This window comes from Microbulbifer sp. VAAF005 (assembly GCF_030012985.1).
Taxonomy (GTDB): domain Bacteria; phylum Pseudomonadota; class Gammaproteobacteria; order Pseudomonadales; family Cellvibrionaceae; genus Microbulbifer.
Window position 1 is genome coordinate 1,207,650 of record NZ_CP120233.1, and the last position, 22,622, is coordinate 1,230,271.

The window sequence follows — 22,622 nt, forward strand, 5'->3', positions numbered from 1 at the left end:
CGGGTCACCGAGACTTAGTCAGCGACCTCGTGGGCGCAGCACGAAATAATACTTTTGCGCTGCCGCCAAATACACAAGAAGCCCGCACCCACCCCTCCAGGGCAAGTCACACGGACTTCAAGGCTTTTAATTTGGTGGGGACGGGGAGACTCGAACTCCCACACCTTTCGGCACCAGAACCTAAATCTGGCGTGTCTACCAATTTCACCACGTCCCCAAATCGAACCTGCCGCTAACTCTTTGATATTTAAGCGCTTTCGCTACTTTTTTAGAGCCCATCGCGACAAGGGGTGCAGATTGTGCCACAGCATTTTTGGGTCTTCAACACTTTACTGAACACTTTTCTCATAAAATAAAAAAAGGCGCCTCAAAGGCGCCTTTTTTCGGGGTCTAACTTCCTTAGACTCGCTCTACAACAGTGGTAATACCCTGCCCCAGACCGATACACATGGTAGATACACCCAGGTTGCCGCCTTCGTTCTGCATAACGCTCAGCAGGGTGCCAGTAATGCGCACACCAGAGCAGCCGAAGGGGTGACCCAGAGCGATAGCACCACCGTACAGGTTGACCTTCTCATCCATCTGCTCGAGCAGATCCAGGTCTTTCAGCACCGGCAGCGCCTGCGCCGCAAATGCCTCATTCAGCTCAAACTTGTCGATATCACCAACAGTTAGACCCGCTCTCTTGAGCGCCTTCTTGGTAGAGGGCACCGGGCCATAACCCATAATGGATGGGTCAACACCGGCCAGCGCCATTTCTTTCACGCGGGCAATAGGAGTCATACCCAAAGCCTGAGCGCGCTCAGCGGACATTACCAGCATCACAGAGGCACCGTCGGTGATCTGAGAAGAGGTGCCGGCTGTTACCTGACCGTGTTTCGGGTCGAATGCTGGCTTCAGCTGAGCCAGACCTTCTACGGTGGTGTCCGGACGGATGGTTTGGTCCGTCTCAACCAGGAAAGGTACGCCGTCATCGTCATGACCTTCAATAGCGATAATTTCGCGATTGAATTTGCCAGCCTTGGTAGCTTCAGCGGCGCGATGGTGAGAGCGTGCACCGAACTCATCCATCTGCTGACGCTGGATACCGTGCATCATCGCCAGATATTCAGCAGTCATACCCATGGAGCCGGCAGCTTTAGCCATATAGCGACCCAGCATTGGGTTGGGGCTAACATGCTCCATCATATTCAGGTGACCCATGTGCTCAACACCACCCACAACGTACACATCGCCAACGCCAGCCTGGATGTTGGCAGCTGCAGTGTGCAGGGAGGACATAGAGGAGCCGCACAGGCGGTTGACGGTTTGCGCCGGGATAGTGTGCGGCAGACCAGCGCGCAGCAGGATAAAGCGAGCCACGTTAAAGCCCTGCTCATCGCGCTGCATAACACAGCCCCAGATCAAGTCATCGATCTCGGCAGGATCGAGCTTGCCATTGCGCTGCATGAACTTTTTCAGCAGCTCAGCGGACATATCATCGGCGCGAACATGGCGATATACACCATTCTTCGAGCGACCCATGGCCGTACGCGCGTAGTCGACGATTACGGCATCTCTAGGATTTAAACTCATCGCTATTCTCCTTACTTGTCGCCGTAGTAGGTTTTGCCACTTGCGGCCATTTCACGCATGCGATCGGTCGGCTTGTACAGCTCACCCAGATCGGCGTACTTATCGGCAATCTTCACGAACTCATCCAGACCAATGCTATCCAGCCACGCGAAGATTCCACCGCGGAACGGAGGGAATCCGATGCCGTAGATCAGCGCCATATCGGCCTCAGCCGGGGAGTCGACAATACCCTCCTCCAGGCAACGAGACAGCTCGGTTGCCATAGGCACCATCATGCGCTCGATAATTTCGTCTTTTTCAAACTCGCGACGTTCAGCAACGTGCGGCTTAAGCAGCTCGTAGGACTCTTCGGTAGCCACTTTCTTCGGGCGACCTTTTTTGTCCTGCTCGTAGTTGTAGAAGCCTTTGTTGTTCTTCTGGCCGTAACGACCCGCCTCATACATAACGTCGGAAGCAGCGGTAAAGGTTTTACCCATGCGCTCAGGGAAACCTTCAGCCATTACGCTCTCTGCGTGAACACCGGTATCGATACCGACAACGTCCATCAGGTAAGCGGGGCCCATCGGCCAACCCCAACGCTCCATCACCTTGTCAACGGCCTGGAAGTCAGCGCCATCGCGCACCAGCATGGAGAAACCGGCAAAGTAAGGGAAGAGAACGCGGTTAACCAGGAATCCAGGGCAGTCGCGTACAACAATAGCCTTCTTGCCCATCTTATTTGCGTAGGCAACAACGCGAGCTACAGCGGTGTCGGAAGTTTTCTCTCCGCGAATCACCTCAACCAGCGGCATTTTGTGCACTGGGTTGAAGAAGTGCATACCGAGGAAGTTCTCCGGACGGGAGAGCGGCTCAGCCAGCTGGTTAATAGAAATAGTGGAGGTGTTAGAAGCGATTACAGTGTCTTCGCTTACTTTGGTTTCCACTTCTTTCAATACTGCATGCTTCACCTTGGGACTTTCAACCACCGCTTCCACAACAACATCGATATCGTTGAAGCCGTCGTAGCTCAAGGTAGGCTCGATACGGTTGAGCACTTCACCCATTTTAACGGGGGTCAGGCGCTTGCGATCAACCAACTTGGACAGCAGCTTGTTCGCCTCATTCAGACCAAGGTCGATACCCTTCTGGTCGATATCCTTCATCTTGATCGGAGTGCCTTTGTAGGCAGACTGGTAAGCGATACCGCCACCCATAATGCCAGCACCCAATACTGCCGCACGCTCAATCAGCTTATCGGCCTTCTTCTCCCAACCTTTGGCAACCTTACCAATTGCCTGGTCAGCCAGGAACAACCCTACCAAAGACTTCGCAGTGCCGGTCTGCGCGCAAAAAATGAACTTTTCCTGCTCGACTTTCAGCGCTTCATCACGGGTCAACTTGTAACCCTGCTCGATTGACTCAACCGCAGCTACGGGAGAGGGGTAGTTTTTACCCGCCTGCTGACCCACAAATGCCTTGGTGGTAAAGAAGGCCATTAGCGCTTCGGTATCATTCAAGGGGATTGGAGATTTCTTTAGCTCGCGAATGGCTTTGTAGTCCAGCTCGCCATTAATAGCGCGCTCAAGCAGCTTGATCGCTGCATCTTTGAGCTTGACAGTGGGGATCACCGCATCGACAGCGTGAGCTTCCAGAGCGGCGGCAGGCTTCTGCTCTTTACCCGCTGCAATCCACTCAGCAGCAACATCAACACCCACTACACGCGGCAGGCGAACAGTGCCACCCCAGCCCGGAATCAGGCCCAGCTTAACTTCCGGAAGGCCAACTTTGGCCTCTTCACCCATCAGGCGGAAGTCACAGCCAAGACACACCTCAAAACCACCGCCGAGCGCGTAGCCATTAATTGCTACCGCAGTCGGTACCGGCAGGTCTTCCAGGCGGTTGATATTTTCGTTGTTCTGATTCATCAGATCAGCAACGCCCTCTGCACCTGCAGAGAAGGCACCACCAAACTCAGTGATATCAGCACCAACAATGAAGACGCCTTTACCGCTGGTCAGCAGTACACCTTTTACACCATCCGCTGCTTCGATAGCATCCAGCGCTTGGGAGAATTCAGAAACCGTCTGACGGTTAAATTTATTGACGGATTCGCCTTGCAGGTCGAATTTGAGCTCGGCGATGCCGTTATCCAGCATCTGTACCGTGAGCGCTTTGCCACTAAATAACATTGATTGACCTCTTTTATTCTGGGCCGCGATCCTGGGCCCGGGGTCGGAATTTTTGTGCAACCAAGGGCCGCCCCGCACAGCGCGGTGACACTTAGGCCCAATTTGGTCAGCCGTAGTATAGCCAGATTCAAACGATTGTTTGAATACTATTTCTTACAAATGGAGTGGCACCAGGAGTGCCAAAGTACAGAAATTCGCCAGTTTGCGAACGGAAAGAAATTAAAGCTGGGCTAGTCTATCTCGGATCGTGCCGCCCTATCAGCCACTTGGCACGAACTCCCTCTTTTCTAAACCATCTTTCAGGAATTGGGCTCTTGAAGGTCGGGATGCCCATAAGCCGGCATCATTGCGCTGACAACTACACAGTCACAGCGACCTGTATTTCGAAAGCGGTGCGGACGCTGAGCATCAAAATAATACCCATCGCCGGTACTCAGCAGGGCAAAGTCGGAGCCAACCGTAACCTCCAGGTCACCACTGACAACCACCCCACCAATCTCCCCCTCAGCAGATTCGAGAGAAAAGCCGGTGTCATCCCCAGCGGGAAACACTTTCCACAATAGCGACATGCCGCAGTTTGCTTTTGCCCCTCCAAACAAACGGCAGGATACAGTACCGTGACCGATGTCTGGCACTTCACTTCCACGAAAAAAAATCTGTTTTGCGCCCGACATCTCTAGGGAAAAGAAATCGGTTAGCGACATAGGTATTGCACCCAATATCTTCTGTAGCGAACCGACAGAAGGGCTAACCTTTCCAAGCTCTATAAAAGAAATTGTTGCGTTAGTCATCCCAGCCCGCCTCGCCAATTCCCTCTGCGAAATACCGTAAATGTGGCGCACCATTTTTAAACGGGCGCCAACATCCTCTTCAGGATCATCCATGCTCCCCAAAAGCTCCTTTTGCGTTATTTTCCCTCAGGTAAAAATCAACACATTTGAGGTATTACTTGAAAACCAATCACACCATATCTTCAAATGGATTTCCATTTGGCAGCTTCACTGGCGGCATCCCGGGCAAACATATTTCCTCTTCTGAGATAGCTATCTCATTTTCGTCGATCATGCCCTCACCAAACCGATAAATAACATCCAGTTCACCGCGAGAAGCCTTGGCATTGTATTTGTCACTCTGCTCTACAACTTTCTCATTTAGCACTTGAGAAGCTGTAATCGCAGACTTGCCATGACGCTTTTCCATCATTGTTTTTGTAATCTGGGGCGACAAAATTGTCGCTGTCGCATTATTACCACCAAAACCTTTTGAGTTTAGGAACGCAAGATCCAGCGTTCCCCGCCCTCTATCCGTATGCTCCAGAGAGATATCAAGATGCTTACAATGAACATCGTCAGCGATGCGATCAACGGTGGTCACTCCCGGGAGTATGCCGCGATCAAATACACCTAACGCTGTAACTAACTGATCCCCACTGGCTGAAGCGACGGTATGCCCCAAAAAGGCCTTAACCGCACAAATCGGCCATTCAGTAATGCCAAATGCGCCGGCCAAACGATCAAAAATGGCGGACTCAGTAACTCGATTTTGCGGCGTACTGGAGCCATGGGCCTGCACAAAGCTGCGACGCCGCAAACTATCCTCACCCACAATTGCCCGCGCCTCCGCCATTGCTCTGGCCATCGTCAGGTAATTCCCGGGACCCGGCGCAGAAATCGATTTCTTTGTGCCGTCGGCATTGGTAAACACACCGGCAACCGAACCATATACAGAAGCACCCAACTCGAGCGCCAGAGCATCGTCCATTAAGATGACCCACTGGGTACCCTCACCCAAGGTAAAGCCACAGTTCTCACCGAACGGGCGACTGGTGCGTCGATAATCAATTTCTCCGGGGAAAAGCTTGCGTAAATTCTCGGTAGTGGCAAGGGCACCCATCGTTGAATAGCCATCGACAACTTCAGGCACAAGGGGCGCCTCAGCCGCACCAATTACAGCGACCCGCGCCCTACCCGAGCGAATATCTTCAACGCCAGCGCGAAGGTTGTACAGGAAGGTCGCGCAAGCACCGGCAACAGCGCCGGTAGAACCGACATTTCCGAGCACATAAGCGTTAACAAAATCCGCTGGCATACTATTTAAACCAAGCGCTAGTTGTTTAGAACTTACGCGACTACCTCGCAGGCGAGACTGCAATAGACCGCCGTTACCAAATGGGTCCAACTGACTCATTGCCGAGGCGGCATAGAGGGCAATATTCCCCGGCCCAGCCGCAGACACAACAGTATCCCAGTCAACCCCCAAAGACTGCACCGCATCTGACGCACCCAAGAGGGCCAGCTGCAACCCCCTGGGATGAAATCGAGAGTTATATTTAGTGCCCGGTTCAAATCCAGTTGGGAGCTGGCCGGCGGCGGCCACACTTATCTCGCGGTGGCTATCCAACAAAACTGACAGCTCAGTTGTGGTGACTCGAACCCTACCGCCCTGGATATGCTCCAAGTGCCAATGAGCTGGCACAGGCTGCGGAAGTTGCCGGGTGGAAATTTCGAATGTCAGGCCCTGGGGGTTTGCAAGCTGGGCAGACTGATGGAAATGGCACTTGCGGTAGTCGTAATAGCGACTCTCTAGTTCGCGCACCAATGTACCATCCAACACCTGCTGCTCAAGGGCAGGATCCAAAATGCCTTCGGCGTTGTCTCCGGTTCGCAAGCCCATCAGGGCAGCCAGGTCGGAAAGAGTGCTATCCCGCTCTTTCTTACTCAGTTTGTCTAGCACGAGGCGAGAGTACCCCTTATGGAAAGAACTACGTCCAGCAGGGTTGAATCCACCGAATGCGGTGATTACGGGAAGGCGCTGCATCCTGACCTCCAGCCAAGTACTTAACACTATAAAAATAAGAGATGCGAGTGTAGGGGGTGGCGATTCTGTCCAGTTATGGGCATACTGGCCAGCAAAATTGAGTGTTTTGGCCAATAGCGCAAGTGCGCACAGATATGTAATGCGAACAGTAACTTTTCTACTTATCGACCAGATGCTGGCAACCGGCACCGTTCTTCCCCTCGAGATGCTCCGTGGCGCAGAGAGTCGCGCAAGAGTGGAGGGTATCAAGGGCAACCTAAAATTGGTGACCGCCAGTCTGGATGGGACACCAGTAAATACCCGCTGCGGATTTACCCTTCAGCCGGATGTCGCTCTCAGCGATGCACCAGACAGCGATCTAATCTACATCCCGACCATGTGGCGCAACCCCCGCCCCGCCCTAAAACGAGGCGGAAAAATATTAGAGTGGCTGCGCCAGCAGGAAAAACAAGGGGCCGCTATCAGCGCTGTGGGTACCGGGGTGTGCTTTCTGGCCGAAGCAGGTCTTCTAAACGGTAAGCCCGCAACTACCCACTGGCATTATTTTGATCAATTCAGCTCAGACTATCCAGAGGTAAAGTTAAAGCGTCAATATTTTATCACCCAAGCAGACAAGCTTTTCTGTGCAGCAAGCGTCAATGCCTTGGCAGACGTTACCGTTCACATGATTCGCCAACTGTATGGACCAGCCATTGCCAGCCATGTGGAGCGAAATTTCTCTCACGAAATTCGCCGCCCCTTTGAAGAGATCGCCTATTCTGAGGGATCTGTTCAGCTACATCCAGACGAAGATATCGTTCAAGCCCAAGCCTGGCTCAAAGAACACTGCAATACTGAAGTACGCCTTAGCGAAGTGGCACAACTCTTTGACATGAGCGTGCGATCATTCAATCGCCGGTTCAAACTAGCAACAGGACAGACACCCTTGCAATACTTACAAAATGTCAGGGTTGATATGGCGCGCGAACTTTTGCAATCAAGTAATTTATCGGTCAATGAAATTGCTGAAAAAGTTGGCTATCAGGATATGGGGCATTTCACTGCACTTTTTAAAAAGTTTTTGGCAACCACCCCCAGCGAATACCGCACTACGGTGCGCGCTAAACTATTCAGGGTCAATACTTAATTTTCTCAGAAAAATAACATCACTATGGACAAACTGGAGCTCGGCACCTAGTGACCGAGCCAACCACTCAAATGTCTTCACACTAAAAAAACAAATGTGTGTAGGATCTCTAATGTAGTGCCAATTGGCGAAACGCTCCGCAGAAATAACCAATTTGGTCATCAGGGCCATAACACCTCCGGTGCGCAACCTACCCCAGAGGTTCTCGATCTCCGCTCCAGGCTGCCCCAAATGCTCGATCACCTCTGTTGCGACGATAAAGTCATAATTCCCATGCAGCGCCTTTTGAGCTGGCGCATAAAAATGATCATACAGATCGACTCTATGCCCATTGCCCTCTAAAATTCTGGCCAACAAGGGGGCCGGCCCGCAACCAAAATCCAGACCATAACAACATGAGCCCTTCAGCTCTTTTAGCAAGGGCTGCGCGCAACGACTGAGAAATTGACGGTAACCTTCATCCTCTATCGAATTCTCATGAAGGTCGTAGTAAGCTTTTTCTTCATCGGGACTTAAGTGGAATTTCGGGGGAACAAATACGAGCGCGCAGTTATCACACTGATGATAGCTGCGGAATTTATCTCGATGGTAAGGCTGCACCGCACGATGGCGGCACAGCGGACACTGCAGTGACAACTTACGCTACTGCCGCACTGGACTCGGTGTCACTCTTTGCATGCTGGAGAATATTGCCTTCTGTAATCGAGATTTTTCTCGGCTTCATTGCTTCAGGTATTTCACGCACTAACTCTACATGCAACAACCCATTCGCCAACTTTGCATCAGTTACTTTTACATGATCAGCGAGCTGAAAGCGCCGCTCAAAATTTCTTGCGGCAATACCCCGGTGTAAATACTTCCCCTGACCATTATTTTCCGGCTTAGTACCGCTAACCACTAAACGATTTTGCTCTACTTGAATATCAAGTTCAGACTGCTCAAAGCCGGCAACAGCCATAGTAATTCGGTAACTATCATCACCGGTTAACTCTATATCGTATGGGGGGTAGGAAGGCTGCTTTTGCTCGCTAGTGGTCATTGCATCAAGCAGGCTGGCCATACGGTCAAAGCCAATAGCAGATCGATAAAGTGGGGAGAAATCAAAATTACGCATTATCATATCCTCAGTTCAGAGCAATATTTGAAACTACGTCCGTCAAATGACCAGACTCTTTTCAGGGGCACTTTCTATTGAAGCTACCGCCTGCATAAAAGAAATATGGGCAGAGATTTCTTATTCAAGGGTGAAAGATAAATTTTATGTCAAAAACTCACAAAAAGCTTCTCGAGCCCACCTGCAGAATTTTTATTGGCATCCAGCTAGATGAAACGACACAGGAGTTTTTAAATAAGTTAACGGTCGCCATAAAGCGCAAACAAGATGCTGCATCAATTACCAGCACTCGCTGGATAACCCGCCAAAACCGTCATATCACCCTTTGTTTTCTAGGCCAGTTACCTATTGAAGTAATCCCTCTACTTAAAACCGGGCTCACATCCATTGCAGAGGCCACAACTGAATTGAAAACCAATTTTTTTAAACTCGGCACCTTTCCGGGCAATGACGCTCACTTAATTGCAGCAGAAGTTGTGGCTACCCAGCAATTGGAGGCTCTACATGAATCCATCAAGCAGCTAGCCAAAAGGCTATCCTTACCGGCAGAGAGCCGGCGCTATCGTCCGCATATCACCCTATGCAGGAGCGGTAAGCAATTTCAATGGTTTTCTCCATTGAAGCTTGAGCACCCACTAACACTAAACAACATCACGCTCTACCAAAGCCAACCCAGCCAATATGGCAGCCGCTACTCTCCCCTGCAGACAACAACCCTACGCCCACTAAAAAATTCAAACGCACAATTATAATCCTGCGGAATTACAGAACTTTACCTGGTACCCAAAAGTAAAAAAGCGAACCAATGGCTCGCTTTTTTACTTAACGGTATAACTGGGGTGGTCAGTTTAACTCTGCCAATACATACTCTGGGTACATAACCAACCGCGGCCTAGATAGGCGGCGCGCATCAAAAATAAAGACATAGCGAGCACCATCGTCCTCAGCCGGGATAGTGCGGCGGAATTTCCAGGTATTAATCTTGTAAGTTTGTCGGCCTGATTCAACAGTAGTCACCAGGCGATACTGATTTTCACCCAGAAATTCAAAAGGAACCCTCTCTCCACCAATTGGGCGCATTTCAAGGTTATTAAATGTTTTCCTGTCGTTACCCTCTTCATCAGCCAAGAGGTCATTTAGGCGCGCCGTCTCACGCTTCACATATTCCAGCAGCTCGCCGTCAATCTCGCGCTTGATAGTAACCTCTTCCTTCGCCGGTTCTTCACGCTTTGGCGGTTCAACTTGAGCCCGAATTTTAGGGGGCTTGGGCTTTTCAGTTACTGCGGCGGCTTTCGCCATTGCAGCTCTTCTTTCAGACGCCTCCGCCTTTGCAAGCATATCCTCGACCATCGCACTGATTTTATCCTGCTGAGCAGAAATCTTCGCTTTAGCATCAACAACTGCCCGCTTCTCCTCAACAAGTTTTTGTTGCAATTGCTGATGATTTTCTTTGATGAAGTCAAGGCGACGTGAACGGCTATCCACCCCCTCTCCGCCATAGCAAATGCATGCTTGGCCTTCTTTAAACGGCGCTCAGTGTCGGAGTTGGAGCTTGACTCGTGAGCTCGATTCGCTTGGTTGAGTTCCTGGCGACTCGCCTCATATTCCAGACGCAACTCATCAAGGGACTTTTGGGCTTGCTCGAGCTTATATTCATACGAGAGCAGCTCATTCTCAATATCTTCAAGCACAACACTCCTGTTTTCAAGAGACTGCTCTAGCCGCGCAAGGCGGTTTTTCTCCGCCGTGAGGGGCGTTTGCGCTTGTGCCACTGCCCCACCTATAACCACTAAGCCCGCCAAAAGAAGCGAGCAACACCGCTTTACCGCCATCGTCCTGAACCCATTTCTCGAATTGATGTGTTTCGTATGTTGGAAGCGCAGTTTCTCTATGCCTTCTAGCAAGGTGAAGATACTGCACAATGCGGTCAATTTTACGCACGGAGCAAGCTATCGGCAATGACCTTGCGTCCATCTGAGCCTACCGGCTGATCAATTAACCTTCAAATACACAATGTTGAGTCACTAAAGTGACACAGCGCCCAAATTTATGTGAAATTTTTCCGCAATAGCGCTTGATTTTTTTTTCAGCGGAAGCATTATGGATACCAGGGAGAAGATCGCTGGACTCAGCGGAAACCCGACCCGGACGTAAAACACCCATAGCTGCTTTGTCAGCAAACAATCGTTGCGATTCCGGCAGCTCGGCGCTTCAACTGCAGCCTCGAACCCTCCCACTAGGGCGCCCTACCTTCTTTACAGCAAACCGCAACAGCGGCCTGCATGGTTTCTTTTAACCGGAGGTATGTGCCCATGAAATCAGCGCCTAACGATAACATTGTGTTCCGCGACATCGACAAGTCAGCCGCCCTGGCGACTACCGTGTCCAAGAAATTAAACAAGCTGGAACGTTATTGTGGCGACATCATACATAGTCGCGTTGTCCTCGAAGCCCCCCATCAACACAAAACTAAAGGCAGACACTTCAAGGCATCATTAGAGCTTGCCATTAGCGGCAATCCCGTGACTATTAGTAGTGAGAACGAATCGATCCACCGAGCCGTAAACGACACATTTGCCTCTGCCGAACGCTGCCTAAAAGAGCGCAGCGAACGCAAGAAAACTCGGCGACACCAAGCCATACAGGAGGTGATGGTGGTGGAAGAGCCTAGCTAAAAATCGCTATATAATTAAAAGGCGGCCCATCCGCCGCCTTTTATCACCCTCCTCAAGCGCAACTCTTATACAAAGATAACAGCTCACATTTAAGCGCTAGGCGTCCTCATTGTCACAAACTCCTCAGCTGCTGTAGGGTGAATACCAATTGTTGAGTCAAAGGTACTTTTAGTCGCCCCAGCCTTCAAAGCAATAGCAATTCCCTGAATAATCTCTCCCGCGTCATCCCCTACCATATGCACGCCAATCACCTTATCGCTGGCAGCATCCACAACCAACTTCATAAGTGTCCGCTCTGAATTGCCACTAACAGTGTGACGCATTGGTCTAAATTCAGACTTATAAATGGTGACACTAAGACCAGAGTCTCGCGCCTCCTCCTCCGACAACCCCACAGTACCTATATTCGGCTGACAGAAAACCGCTGTCGGAATATTGTTATAGTCAATCTCTGCAGTTTCACCTGTGCGCCAATGCTTCACCAAAGCCATAGCCTCTGCCAAAGCAACAGGAGTAAGCTGAGGCTCGCCAGTTACATCCCCCAGCGCATAGATCGACTGTACACTTGTCCTAAAATTATCATCGACAGAGATTGTTCCATCTTTGTGCAAGACAACCCCCTGCTCCTGAAGCCCCAACCCTGCAGTGTTGGCGACACGCCCAGTGGCATACAGCACCATATCCACATTAATACTGGAGCCATCATCAGCATGGGCAAGTAAACTACCATCCTGGAGCTTTTCGATAGACACAACGTTATGATTGAATTTCAGCTCGATTTTTTTCTTCTGCATTTCATCGCGAACAAAAGAGCGAATATCGCGATCAAACCCCCGCAAGAACAAGTCCCGACGATACGACAGGTGCACATTTGCTCCCAGGCCAGCAAAGATACCTGCAAATTCAACAGCTATATAACCGCCTCCAACAACCAATACACGCTTGGGAAAAGCCTCCATTGAAAACACTTCATTAGAAGTCAGCGCAAACTCACGGCCAGGAATGTCCGGGATAAATGGCCACCCGCCAGTCGCCACCAAAATACGCTCTGCAGTGACTTCTTTACCATTGACAACTACGCTATGGGGCCCATTAATGCTGGCTCTACCATTCAGAGTTTCCACCCCAGAATTTTCCAGCAGGTTGCGATAAATCCCATTGAGCCGGGCTACTTCTTTTGCGTTGTTATCCCGGAGTGTCGACCAATCAAACGCAACATCCGCACAGTTCCAGCCATATGCCCGGGCATCAGAAAAATCTGCAGAGTAACCACTCGCATACACAAATAATTTCTTGGGAACACAGCCTACATTTACACAAGTTCCTCCCATGTAACGGTCTTCAGCCACAGCGACCTTCATACCTTGAGCCGCAGCCATCCTGCTCGCACGAACGCCTCCAGAACCTGCACCAATAACGAACAGATCAAAGTCATACTCAGCCAAAATACACTCCCACTTAGCGATACTTTCGAATACTTTTTACACAGCAAAATATTAAGTTTGTCGTGCACAACCATTTCAAGCTGACAATTCTTACTTAATAACCATTGACACTTGACTTTGCATTAGATATTCATGTGACTGCTGTCACAGATATCAGCCCGCCAAGGACATTGCACAACAAAAAAGACCTTAGGCGGATAAAATAACAGCCATTAATAAGAGCAAAACCTATGGGCAATAAAATGAGATACTCAAATGCATTGATGCAGCGCGCCCTATTGCTTACCTCTCTACTGCTCATCAGCAATTTAAGCAGCGCAAAGTCTCACCCTTCCTATCTATCAGAAAAATACTGCGGCGATGTGGTTGAGCAGTTTGTCGGCTCAGGCATGCGCAGCCTCGACAAGTATATCAATCACAATTTCAACCCCGAATACACGGGGGGAATTCGCAATACAATACAGTTTCTGGAACAGCGGTTAGACTGGCTGAGCGAATGCGATGACTACTTAACGGACACCACAAAAAACTCAGTATTTCACAGTAAAGATGACACACAAAAAATCTTTTCAGCCATCAGAGAATTAGCCAAGGAACTCCAACACGTCCGGTCTGGTGTTGAATATCGGGATGAATCGGGAAATAACAACCCCGCACCCTTTATACAACGCCGCTATGAAACCTTGGCCCAACTGGTTGATCGGCATCACACTCGTATACTGATGAAAAAACAGTTTCAATAAGTTGCTGACTAAGGGGGCAGGTTTTCGCCCCCTTACATCAAATAGGCAGCCCAAGAGATTTGCTTACGATCTCAGTAGCTACTCGGTACCCGCCTTCCGAGCCCTTGCTTCCTTTCGCGAGCTAAGCCCAACCATAGAAAACAACTCGGGCATCTTCTCTTTAAGGCCACCACCAATACGGGCCATAACTGATCTCAGGCGAGGGCGCTGCTTTTCAGTAAAAGGGATTGGTCGACAGCTTTGCATTGTCGCCAAGCCGATACGCGCAACAAACAGACTGGCTCCGACCCCCTGCCCCAAACGCACAGAGACTGTACTGAGCATGCTATCGCCAACAAGTTCCGGCCACATTTCACTGATCGCATACTCACTCGCGCCAGTGTAGGCGACCAGAGACAAAACCCTCTTGAACAAGCGCCATCGCACCACTAGAGACGGCTGCACGCCATAAATTTGCGCCACATCATCAATCATTCGCAGTGACTGCCTCAGGGCAACCAGAATATCGATACTGGCAAAAGGGCTCAGCCCAACCAGTGCACCAGTGCTCGTTGAGTGGCGTACGACTCTCCTTAGAGCCTCTTGGTCAAGGGCATTTAAGAAGGTAACCTCTAAATGCTCTAACAGCTCACTGCTATCGTAATAGTCAGCTGCCTCATCTAGGACTCGATTGAGCAGCACCCCCTGGGGCTTACCGGCAAAGTGCTCCTGCAAATTGCGTCTGAATACTTGCGCCTCTTGGTGACTGCGACAGTCTCGGACTTCAGTAGCAATGGCTTGAGTTTTCTCAAGCTTATTCAGTGGGCGCCCCGCTCGGAAAAACTCCCACACGGAACTGCCAATGATTACACCGAAGCCCGCCATCAAAACGGCCACAAAAAGTCCCAGACTCCAATGCTTGTCTACAGCCCATTGATAAAGTCCATAAAACTCCCATCCGACCACGGCCACCACTACTGCAAGCGCAGAGAGCACTGCTGGCTTTAGCCACTTAAACCGGAAAGTGGGTAGGCGCAACTCGGAGAAAGCAATCCGATCTGGAAGAGACTCTCCAGTAGTTATGGACCTAGGAATCTCCCCTGACTCTTCCGCAAGCGGTTCCACCCGCGTCGCATCTCTGTGCGGGACCTCCTGCCCGGGCTCATCTAGCGACTCGATACGTGTTTCGCGACGGTACTCAGTATTTTTATCACTATTAATCAAACCTTATCTCCCAACAGAAGGTTCAAAAGAGCATCCACCCGTATATGTGGAATATGTCCTGCCTGCATTCCCACTGGAGGCCGCAGCTGTGGTGGTGCAGCTCCCGCATAGTGGCTCCACCCCTGCTCTTCATAGGGCGCCTGGGCAAAAATTTCCGCATTCTCAAAACCTAAATACTGGCCCTCGAGGTCATAACCCATCAGCATTCTCCGTCCATTCTTCTGCCCCTCTCTAGAGCAGCGAACCGCGGCAACCGCCTCACTAAATACCGGCAAACCCCGGTGGCGGGCATCGGAGAAAGTCTGTTGTAACTGCTGGCCTAGAAGCTGCCTCAAAGCATCGTGGTCGGCAGCAAGTACCTGATCGACTTTAGTCGCAGCAAAAAGGAGTCGATTAACCTTTGGGCGCCATAGTTTGCTTAAAAACCCCGATTCGCCATAGCGGAATGTATCGGCGATATGAGCAAATGCCAGACGCATATCTTCCAGGGACTGTTCACCAGCAAATAGAGTGCCAATCATATCTACCAGTACCAGTTGTCGATCGATATGTCGAAAATGGCTGTCTACAAAGGGTTTTACCTGCGCCTGCACATAGCGTTCGTAACGCGCCTGCAAAACCTTAAAAACACTACTCTCAGACAAAACAGCTAACTGCCCAGCATCTAAACCACGCAAATCCAGGAGTGGAACTACCCCGTACGCCTCCTCATCTAGCAGCGCTCTACCAGGCTGTAAATAACTGAGATTCAACTTGGTTCGGCAACTCAGGAGATAAGCTCTGTATTCCCCCCATAATTCGTCCAAATTTACTTCACTGGCATTCGCCTGGGGGGACAGTGCTGCCAGCTGAGCTATCAACCGGGGGGCCAGCATTGATCGCGCATCTGTAGAAAATAGGTGTGCTTGATGACGACACCACTCTGCATAGTCCATACGCAATAGCGGCAAGTCCATCAACCATTCCCCTGGGTAGTCACGCAACTCCACTACCAACGTCTTTCTACCATTACCCCGAAAACGGCGCCGGCTGCGTAAATGGATGTGTAACTCCATAGCCGAAGCATCTCTAGTGCTCTGTGGCCAACTAGGTGGCTCAGCCATCAGTGCCGACAGGCAGGTCTGGTAGTCAAACGGCGCCAAACCAGAGTCCAGCGCTGGCTTCAACTCTGCCCCCAACAGATCGCCATTGAGTGCAGGGGCAAAACCAGGTAATTGGGACTTCTCCGGATTGCAGAGTTGGTATATCAGACTGGTGAGAAACGTGGACTTCCCAGCACCACTGAGCCCAGTGATACCGATACAGATGCGTCGGTCCAACAAGCGCTCGGCGGCCCAGTGGGATTTATCCTGGGCCTCTCGGCTCCAGCGCCGTAGCTTTTCTTTTAAATGTGGGCGAGATTGACTCTCGCGAGACATAGAATCTTCGCGGTCCAGCGACACACACTCTGTCACTTTGGGTTCCATATAAAGCTGACTTCCAGAAATGGGGATAGGGAGGATGATGGAGGCTCAAGAATACCCCCAAAAAGAAATAGGCGCACAGCCCTACTGGCCGAACGCCTTAGATGCAAGGGGGCTCAGGAGCCGCGCTTAGTCAACCAGCGCTACGTCTCCCGACCCCATTACTGAGAAGGAGTCACTTCCCGGCCGTTTCAAGACAATATCTCCCGATCCCATTATTGAACCGCTGGCATTATCGGCGCGCAGACTGCGGCCAATAAAATCACCTGAACCCATGAGGCGAACGTTCACATCGGCAACTCGCCCGCCAACCAATATATCGCCGGAACCTTGTATCTCCGCAAGTAAACTCTCACCGGTAATAGTACTTATCTTCATGTCGCCAGAGCCAGTCACCGCTACTTCCCCTTTGACAGTCAATGCCTTATTGAGGAACAAATCACCGGAACCAGTAACATACGCTTTCAAGGATTCCGCAGCGACCTTGTCGATATTGATCATTCCTGAGCCCGTCACCCCCAAAGTTAGGCCTTCACTCTCAACACTTGAAGATCTAGCCTCACCAGAGCCAGTCACCTTAAGCGCCTCAACTTTAGGCATAGTCACGGTGAAGTTAACTTCATCTCCTTGCCCTCGGGATATGGTGACAAATCCAAAAAGGTTCTGGGTGTTTTCCTCCACAGATAACTCCAACCTTTCCCCTTTTACCTCAACTTTGACGTAGGGCATTGTGCTGACAGGGCCGACAGCGACAACCTCAAAACTGTCCCCCTGAATCAACTTCAAGTGAGAACTTCCCTTGAGAGACACCTGAGTGAACCCTTCCATATCGAAACGCTTAGTTTCCATTTCTTCTGCCTGGGCATTAGTGCAAAACGCAGCGACTGTAGCGAGGACTACTAGCAGCGGGGCAAAGAGCGTCTTCTTCAAAATCATCATTAGAGGAATCTCATCGTTGTTACCAGTTCATACCTATGTGACTCAGTAAGCGGGGGACTTGGATGCAGTGTCCCACAAATATTTTGGGGACACCATATGACCGACCAGTCTAAAAAATCAATCTTAACGTCCTAGCCGCACTCCGCCTCGCTAAAGCCCAGTTCCTTTAAGGATTGTCGAATCTTTTCCGCCTCATGTGCCAACTGCTCTGAAGAAGCAGGCTTTTGCTTAGAGAAGTCAAAGTCTGACAATTCATCTACGGGTATCAGGTGGATATGGGTATGTGGCACTTCAATCCCAGCGATCATCACACCCACTCGCTTCGGTGAGTAAGTTGCTTTCAGCCCTTTCGCCACCTTTTGCGCAACCAGCATTAGATGAGTCGCCAGCTCCTCTGGAACATCATCCCAATGATTAATTTCCTCAACAGGGATGACCAAACAATGACCAGCCTTTATGGGTGAAATGGTCAAAATAGCTACGACCTTTTCATCTCTCCAAATAAAATTGCCAGGTAAATCGCCATTAATTATCTGAGTAAAAATACTTGCCATAAACTTTCCCAAAAGGTTGAATTTTTTTATTTGGTTCAAACGTGCAGTCTAACACCAAGCGGAAAAAATAAAGTGTAAAGACACGGAAAATACTTGCACAAACACTATTTTTCCTCTTTGGCGAAATAAGCCTCTAATATATGACAACCTGTCGAACAGAATGACAATTTTCTTAAACCAAGTTGGCATACAGAAAGAATATGTCTTAGGCTCGTCACCAATTAATGCTGTACCGCCATTGAGCCAATGCACATTGTGCTTCTTGTAACCAAAATACTTTTTCGGCTCTGCGGGTAAACTTTAAATCAGTGCCAACTGCTCACCGGGGGAGAGATATGGAAAGCCTGTTGGATCAGGTCGGTGGTGCTAAATTTGTTAACCGTACAGTCAGTGAATTTTACGGTGCTCTCAGCCACCACCTTTCAGCCTACGAAACTTGCGATTTCCGCAAACAGTTAAGTCGCCAAGCCCAATTTCTAAGTCACGCATTATCGCCAACACCGGAACCAGACCGGAGTAGTCGCGCACGCTTTTTAGCCAGGGGACTAAACCCTGAGCTCTTTGATTCAATGTTGGAATATTTTGAGGGGCGCTTGTTAGAGTTGGGATACCAGCCGGACTTCAGCACAGAGCTGGTTACAGTCGTAACCAACCTCTATGGCGGTTGTGAGCAAGACCTATCAATCGCTTGCTAATCTTTACCAGCAGCGCGAACGCACAAGTTGCGGCGCGCCGCCCCTGTCAATACAATTGCGCTTCACAGCCTTTACCCCCCGTTTTATTGCGCAGCGGTAAGCGCTCATTCACATACTCTTTTATATCAGAGATTATTCATGAAGATTGCCAACCACACAGTTGTGGAGATCCACTACACCCTGAAAGATGCTGACGGAACAGTCATTGACTCCTCAGCCAATGGAGAGCCACTCAAATATCTGCAGGGGGTCGGCAATATCATTGCAGGGCTTGAGCGCGAAATGCTGGAAAAGGCACCTGGTGACAAATTTACCGCAGTAATTGCTCCAGAAGACGGCTACGGGGAGCAAAACCCAGAGCTGATCCAGACTATGCCCCGCAGTGCCTTTGGCGGTGTTGAAGAGTTATCTGTAGGCATGGCATTCCGTGCAGAGAGCACCGAAGGTCACCCGATTGAAGTGGAAATTATCGACATCGACGGCGACGAAGTCACTATCAATGGCAACCACCCCCTCGCCGGCGTTGAGCTGCACTTCGAAATCGAAGTTGTTTCTGTGCGCGAAGCGACTGCTGAAGAGGTTGACCACGGTCACGTGCACTGATCCCATGATATGAAACGCCGCCAGTCGCGCGGCGTTTCCCCCTTCCTCAATGTCATTGCCAAACAACATCATCCTGTTTGATAGCATCTGCAACCTGTGCAATCGCTGGAGTCAACTAATACTCAAGCGCGACAGAGAGCAGCGCTTTACCCTGTGCCGAGTGCAGTCCAATGCAGGCCAACACTTCCTTAAACAGCTGAACCTGCCGCTGGACACTTACCAGACCATGATTTTGCTGGAACGACATGGTGGCACTTACCAATCCTTTTACAAAAGTGAAGCGGCACTGAGAATTGCCAGCCGCCTACCACAACCCTGGCGTTTATTGGCCATTTTGCGCTACATTCCCCGCCCGGCAAGGGATTGGCTCTACGACTTGGTTGCTCGAAACCGCTATCGCTGGTTTGGTCAACGGGAAAGTTGCCTATTGCCGTGTGACGCTGACAAACAGCGGTTTTTGGAAGATGTACCTGAAGAGACCCCAGATGAGCTTGTCTGACCAGTATTTACAGCGATTTGGCGGCATTGCTCGCCTGTATGGCGATAAGGCCCTCGAAATTTTATCCTCTGCTCACATATTGGTGATCGGTATTGGTGGCGTAGGGAGCTGGACCGCAGAGGCCTTGGCGCGAAGCGGCATTGGTCAGTTGACGCTAATAGACTTGGATGACGTCTGCATCACCAATACCAATCGTCAGAGCCACGCACTCGCCGATACTGTAGGCCATATCAAGGTCGAGGTGATGGCAGAGCGCCTACGGCAGATTAACCCGGAGATTACAGTTCATACGGAAGAGGACTTTATCGCTAATGACAATTTCTCAGAGCTGATCAATCCCGATATACACCCTATCGATGTGGTGATTGATGCAATAGATTCTGCACGGGTAAAAGCCGCCCTGATCGCTTACTGTAAAGCCCGAAAAATACGCTTGATAACGGTTGGTTCCGCAGGAGGTAAGCGCTCCCCCGATCGCATTGAGTGCGCCGATCTCGGCCGTACAATTAATGATCCGATGCTGGCAAAAGTCCGCCAACATCTATACCGCTTTCACAACTTCCAGAAGAGTCGCAAGCGCCAGTTTGGCATCGATGCGATCTTTTCCACTGAAGCAATGGTATACCCGCAGCCAGATGGGCAAGTATGCCAGCAGAAGAGCGCTATGCAGGACGGTGTTAAATTAGACTGCAGTGGCGGCTTTGGTGCGGCAACTATGATTACCGGCACCTTTGGGTTTTTGGCCGCCAACCGGGCCATCGAGCGACTTCTCCAGGCAAAAAACTAAGCCGGGGTTAATTGAGCCCTCAGCTGATCGCGGTAGCGCCTGCTCACCGGGATCAGCTGGCCGCCAACCAAGTGAATACGCGCATCACCGCTCTCCAGGGGTTCAATCTCCGCAATAGAGTCCAAGCGCACAATATAGGAGCGGTGGATGCGAGCGAATGATCCTGGATCCAAACGCTCCAGTAACTTGGTCATAGTCTCCCGCAGGGGGTAAATTCTATCGCCCAAGTGCAGATTGACATAGTTGCCAGCAGCTTCTACCCATTCGATATCCTGCACATTAACCAGAAATTCTTTTCCCAGCTTTTTCACCAGAAGACGCTCCGGCCTTTCTACTGGCTCAGCAGCATCTCCCTCATCTGGCTCCTCTAGTAAGCGCGCCTCACCCTGTAAACGTACCAACAAAAAGCGGTACAAATAAACAGAGCTTAAAAGAGCGGCATAGGTTTGAATATCTTTGAGATATTCATAGAAAAATTCTACAGGCCAGTTACCAAAGTTATAGGAACCATCATTGAGGTGATAAATGACCGTCCTCATAAACACCATGCCGGAAACGTGGATCAAGGACCAAGGCAAAGTGAAAAATAAATGTATGGCCAAGCTCTGCCGAACTCTCCCCTTGCGCAGGGGGAAATAATGATCAAGAAGCAATATCAGCGGAAATAAGATTGCGATCATTAGGATACTGGTTCCCTCCCACACCAGAAATTCCCATGGCTGAAAAATAGAACCCCAGCGGCGGTGATCAAAGTATGCCAAAGCGAACTGAACAAGCCATTGGCCGACAAAAAACAACAACCAGAACCCCACCTCAAACTGTCGCCGGCGCGCCAAATACTGCTGAACCGTCATTGCTCCTGAACCAGTATAAAATTCATCGGCAGTCTACCCCCGATTCACCCCCAAAAACCACCACTGGCCCCTAATACCGCACAAACCGGCACTTTGGGATAGCTAATGGCAGTTACTAACGGGAGCATAGCGAGCGACTAAAACAGCCTTGAACGACGAAACCTATGCAATCAATAACACAGAGACGCCACGATATTGACGCCCTTCGTGTACTAGCCTTTGGCCTACTTATTCTCTACCACCTGGGAATGGCCTATGTCGCGGAATGGGGGTGGCATGTAAAAAGCAGCTACCAAAGCGAGCCACTACAACTGGTAATGCTAGCGGTTAACCAGTGGCGGATGCCGTTGTTGTTCCTGATTTCAGGTGCAGCCAGCTATTTTCTCTTCCACAAGCTGGGCACTGGGGATTACTTACTGAGAAGAATGAAACAACTATTGATTCCGCTGGCATTTGGAATGCTGGTGGTGGTTCCACCCCAGGCCTACTATGAAGCGCTAAGCAACGGCATTGTTGAGCCTGGATACTTATCATTCCTGCTGAAGTACTTCTCGTTCAGCCCCTGGCCAGAGAATGCCTTTGCTGGGAGTGAGTTTGGCCTGACCTGGAACCATCTGTGGTATCTACCCTATCTGGCATGCTACACCCTGGCCCTTATTCCTCTAGCCCTGTGGTTTAAACACCAACGGTGGCTGGGCCGATTCATGGAGAATATTAAATCTTGGCAACTGCTAATTCTGCCGCTTGTACCCATGATGGTGTACGGCCTGGTCCTATTTCCGCGCTTTGGTGGGATAAACTATGCCGTCGTCGACGACTGGTACACCCATGCCAGATTTTTTACTTATTTCTTCTGCGGCTACTTGCTGGTCAGCAGTAACGCCCCCTGGGAAATACTGGCAAGACTGCGCAACCGCTTGGTTATTGCAGCGCCCCTCACTTTCGCCCTATATCTATTATTTGATCGAGTACTACCTGATAGCAGTATTCCCGCCCAAAAAATACTGCTTTTTACTGTTATCTATACAAATCGATGGGTATGGATCCTGGCTGTTTTAGCCTGCGCTTATCAATTTTTCAATAAGCAATTCCGCTGGTTACCCTATGCCACTGAAGCGGTTTATCCCTGGTATATCCTCCATCAAACCATTACCGTAATCGCTGTGTATCAATTAGGGCAACTCGCCCTGGGGCCCATCCTGGAGCCCTTACTAGTATTATTAATCACTATTTTTGGCTGCTGGGCTTCATATGAATTTATCATCCGAAGAAATCCAGTTTTGCGGCCGCTGTTTGGTTTAAAGCCTATTTCCAATATCGGGCCTATTGCGGTGGAGCCCCCCATACCCCGCTCCAGTTAAG

Annotated in this window: 23 protein-coding genes and 1 tRNA gene; 9 read left to right on the forward strand and 15 right to left on the reverse strand. The window is 50.2% G+C overall.

What is annotated here, in order from left to right; all coding sequences use genetic code 11:
* Positions 1-132: 132 nt before the first annotated feature.
* From P0078_RS05295 to P0078_RS05315, 5 genes are all read right to left on the reverse strand, one after another.
* Positions 133-217, reverse strand: a tRNA-Leu gene (locus tag P0078_RS05295).
* Positions 218-399: 182 nt separating this feature from the next.
* Positions 400-1,575: an acetyl-CoA C-acyltransferase FadA gene (fadA, locus tag P0078_RS05300; protein ID WP_282933432.1), complete on the reverse strand. Its 1,176-nt coding sequence runs from the start codon at positions 1,573-1,575 to the stop codon at positions 400-402.
* Positions 1,576-1,586: 11 nt separating this feature from the next.
* Positions 1,587-3,743, reverse strand: a complete 2,157-nt coding sequence (gene fadB / locus P0078_RS05305) for a fatty acid oxidation complex subunit alpha FadB (RefSeq protein WP_282933433.1) — start codon at positions 3,741-3,743, stop codon at positions 1,587-1,589.
* A gap of 299 nt (positions 3,744-4,042) precedes the next feature.
* On the reverse strand, positions 4,043-4,627 hold the full coding sequence (locus P0078_RS05310; protein ID WP_282933434.1) for a helix-turn-helix domain-containing protein: 585 nt from the start codon (positions 4,625-4,627) through the stop codon (positions 4,043-4,045).
* A gap of 76 nt (positions 4,628-4,703) precedes the next feature.
* The gene (locus P0078_RS05315) at positions 4,704-6,560 is read right to left on the reverse strand and encodes a beta-ketoacyl synthase (protein WP_282933435.1); all 1,857 of its coding nucleotides are present in this window, start codon (positions 6,558-6,560) and stop codon (positions 4,704-4,706) included.
* 139 nt (positions 6,561-6,699) lie between these two features.
* On the opposite strand from P0078_RS05315, the gene P0078_RS05320 reads away from it, so the two are divergent.
* Positions 6,700-7,686: a GlxA family transcriptional regulator gene (locus P0078_RS05320; protein WP_282933436.1), complete on the forward strand. Its 987-nt coding sequence runs from the start codon at positions 6,700-6,702 to the stop codon at positions 7,684-7,686.
* On the opposite strand, the gene P0078_RS05325 is transcribed toward P0078_RS05320, so the two are convergent.
* Positions 7,666-8,322 carry a class I SAM-dependent methyltransferase gene (locus P0078_RS05325; RefSeq protein WP_282933437.1) on the reverse strand — a complete coding sequence of 219 codons (657 nt, stop codon included), beginning with the start codon at positions 8,320-8,322 and terminating at the stop codon, positions 7,666-7,668. The genes P0078_RS05320 and P0078_RS05325 overlap by 21 nt on opposite strands.
* A 1-nt stretch (position 8,323) precedes the next feature.
* A complete protein-coding gene (locus P0078_RS05330; RefSeq protein WP_282933438.1) occupies positions 8,324-8,800 on the reverse strand; it encodes an Hsp20 family protein in 477 nt (158 codons plus the stop codon).
* 146 nt (positions 8,801-8,946) lie between these two features.
* Between P0078_RS05330 and thpR the strand changes: the two genes are divergently transcribed.
* Positions 8,947-9,552, forward strand: a complete 606-nt coding sequence (gene thpR / locus P0078_RS05335; RefSeq protein WP_282933439.1) for an RNA 2',3'-cyclic phosphodiesterase — start codon at positions 8,947-8,949, stop codon at positions 9,550-9,552.
* Positions 9,553-9,643: 91 nt separating this feature from the next.
* Here thpR and P0078_RS05340 read toward each other — a convergent pair whose 3' ends face one another.
* On the reverse strand, positions 9,644-10,285 hold the full coding sequence (locus P0078_RS05340) for a hypothetical protein (protein WP_282933440.1): 642 nt from the start codon (positions 10,283-10,285) through the stop codon (positions 9,644-9,646).
* A 510-nt stretch (positions 10,286-10,795) separates the two neighbouring features.
* A complete protein-coding gene (locus P0078_RS05345) occupies positions 10,796-10,984 on the reverse strand; it encodes a hypothetical protein (protein ID WP_282933441.1) in 189 nt (62 codons plus the stop codon).
* Between the two features lie 128 nt (positions 10,985-11,112).
* Here P0078_RS05345 and P0078_RS05350 point away from each other — a divergent pair, with 128 nt between their 5' ends.
* A complete protein-coding gene (locus P0078_RS05350; protein ID WP_282933442.1) occupies positions 11,113-11,475 on the forward strand; it encodes an HPF/RaiA family ribosome-associated protein in 363 nt (120 codons plus the stop codon).
* Positions 11,476-11,564: 89 nt separating this feature from the next.
* On the opposite strand, the gene gorA is transcribed toward P0078_RS05350, so the two are convergent.
* The gene (gorA, locus tag P0078_RS05355; RefSeq protein WP_282933443.1) at positions 11,565-12,920 is read right to left on the reverse strand and encodes a glutathione-disulfide reductase; all 1,356 of its coding nucleotides are present in this window, start codon (positions 12,918-12,920) and stop codon (positions 11,565-11,567) included.
* A 242-nt stretch (positions 12,921-13,162) separates the two neighbouring features.
* Between gorA and P0078_RS05360 the strand changes: the two genes are divergently transcribed.
* Positions 13,163-13,663 (forward strand): hypothetical protein, encoded by a 501-nt coding sequence (locus P0078_RS05360; RefSeq protein ID WP_282933444.1) that lies wholly within the window; start codon positions 13,163-13,165, stop codon positions 13,661-13,663.
* A gap of 78 nt (positions 13,664-13,741) precedes the next feature.
* Here P0078_RS05360 and P0078_RS05365 read toward each other — a convergent pair whose 3' ends face one another.
* The 4 genes from P0078_RS05365 to P0078_RS05380 form a co-directional block, all read right to left on the reverse strand.
* The gene (locus tag P0078_RS05365; RefSeq protein WP_282933445.1) at positions 13,742-14,866 is read right to left on the reverse strand and encodes a TIGR01620 family protein; all 1,125 of its coding nucleotides are present in this window, start codon (positions 14,864-14,866) and stop codon (positions 13,742-13,744) included.
* Entirely contained in the window at positions 14,863-16,332 is a 1,470-nt protein-coding gene (locus tag P0078_RS05370; RefSeq protein WP_282933446.1) for a YcjX family protein, read from the reverse strand. Before P0078_RS05370 ends, P0078_RS05365 begins: the two co-directional genes overlap by 4 nt.
* Before the next feature lie 126 nt (positions 16,333-16,458).
* Entirely contained in the window at positions 16,459-17,268 is an 810-nt protein-coding gene (locus tag P0078_RS05375; RefSeq protein ID WP_282933447.1) for a GIN domain-containing protein, read from the reverse strand.
* A 131-nt stretch (positions 17,269-17,399) separates the two neighbouring features.
* Positions 17,400-17,822: an HIT family protein gene (locus tag P0078_RS05380; RefSeq protein WP_282933448.1), complete on the reverse strand. Its 423-nt coding sequence runs from the start codon at positions 17,820-17,822 to the stop codon at positions 17,400-17,402.
* 335 nt (positions 17,823-18,157) lie between these two features.
* On the opposite strand from P0078_RS05380, the gene P0078_RS05385 reads away from it, so the two are divergent.
* The 4 genes from P0078_RS05385 (at position 18,158) to tcdA (ending at position 20,406) form a co-directional block, all read left to right on the forward strand.
* The gene (locus tag P0078_RS05385) at positions 18,158-18,517 is read left to right on the forward strand and encodes a hypothetical protein (protein ID WP_282933449.1); all 360 of its coding nucleotides are present in this window, start codon (positions 18,158-18,160) and stop codon (positions 18,515-18,517) included.
* Between the two features lie 138 nt (positions 18,518-18,655).
* Positions 18,656-19,120, forward strand: coding sequence for an FKBP-type peptidyl-prolyl cis-trans isomerase (locus tag P0078_RS05390; protein WP_282933450.1), 465 nt, complete (start codon positions 18,656-18,658; stop codon positions 19,118-19,120).
* Between the two features lie 49 nt (positions 19,121-19,169).
* Positions 19,170-19,619, forward strand: coding sequence for a thiol-disulfide oxidoreductase DCC family protein (locus P0078_RS05395; RefSeq protein WP_282933451.1), 450 nt, complete (start codon positions 19,170-19,172; stop codon positions 19,617-19,619).
* Positions 19,606-20,406 carry a tRNA cyclic N6-threonylcarbamoyladenosine(37) synthase TcdA gene (tcdA, locus tag P0078_RS05400; RefSeq protein WP_282933452.1) on the forward strand — a complete coding sequence of 267 codons (801 nt, stop codon included), beginning with the start codon at positions 19,606-19,608 and terminating at the stop codon, positions 20,404-20,406. Before P0078_RS05395 ends, tcdA begins: the two co-directional genes overlap by 14 nt.
* Here tcdA and P0078_RS05405 read toward each other — a convergent pair.
* The gene (locus P0078_RS05405) at positions 20,403-21,260 is read right to left on the reverse strand and encodes a LytR/AlgR family response regulator transcription factor (protein ID WP_282933453.1); all 858 of its coding nucleotides are present in this window, start codon (positions 21,258-21,260) and stop codon (positions 20,403-20,405) included. The genes tcdA and P0078_RS05405 overlap by 4 nt on opposite strands.
* Before the next feature lie 164 nt (positions 21,261-21,424).
* Between P0078_RS05405 and P0078_RS05410 the strand changes: the two genes are divergently transcribed.
* On the forward strand, positions 21,425-22,621 hold the full coding sequence (locus P0078_RS05410) for an acyltransferase family protein (protein WP_282933454.1): 1,197 nt from the start codon (positions 21,425-21,427) through the stop codon (positions 22,619-22,621).
* Position 22,622: the final 1 nt, after the last annotated feature.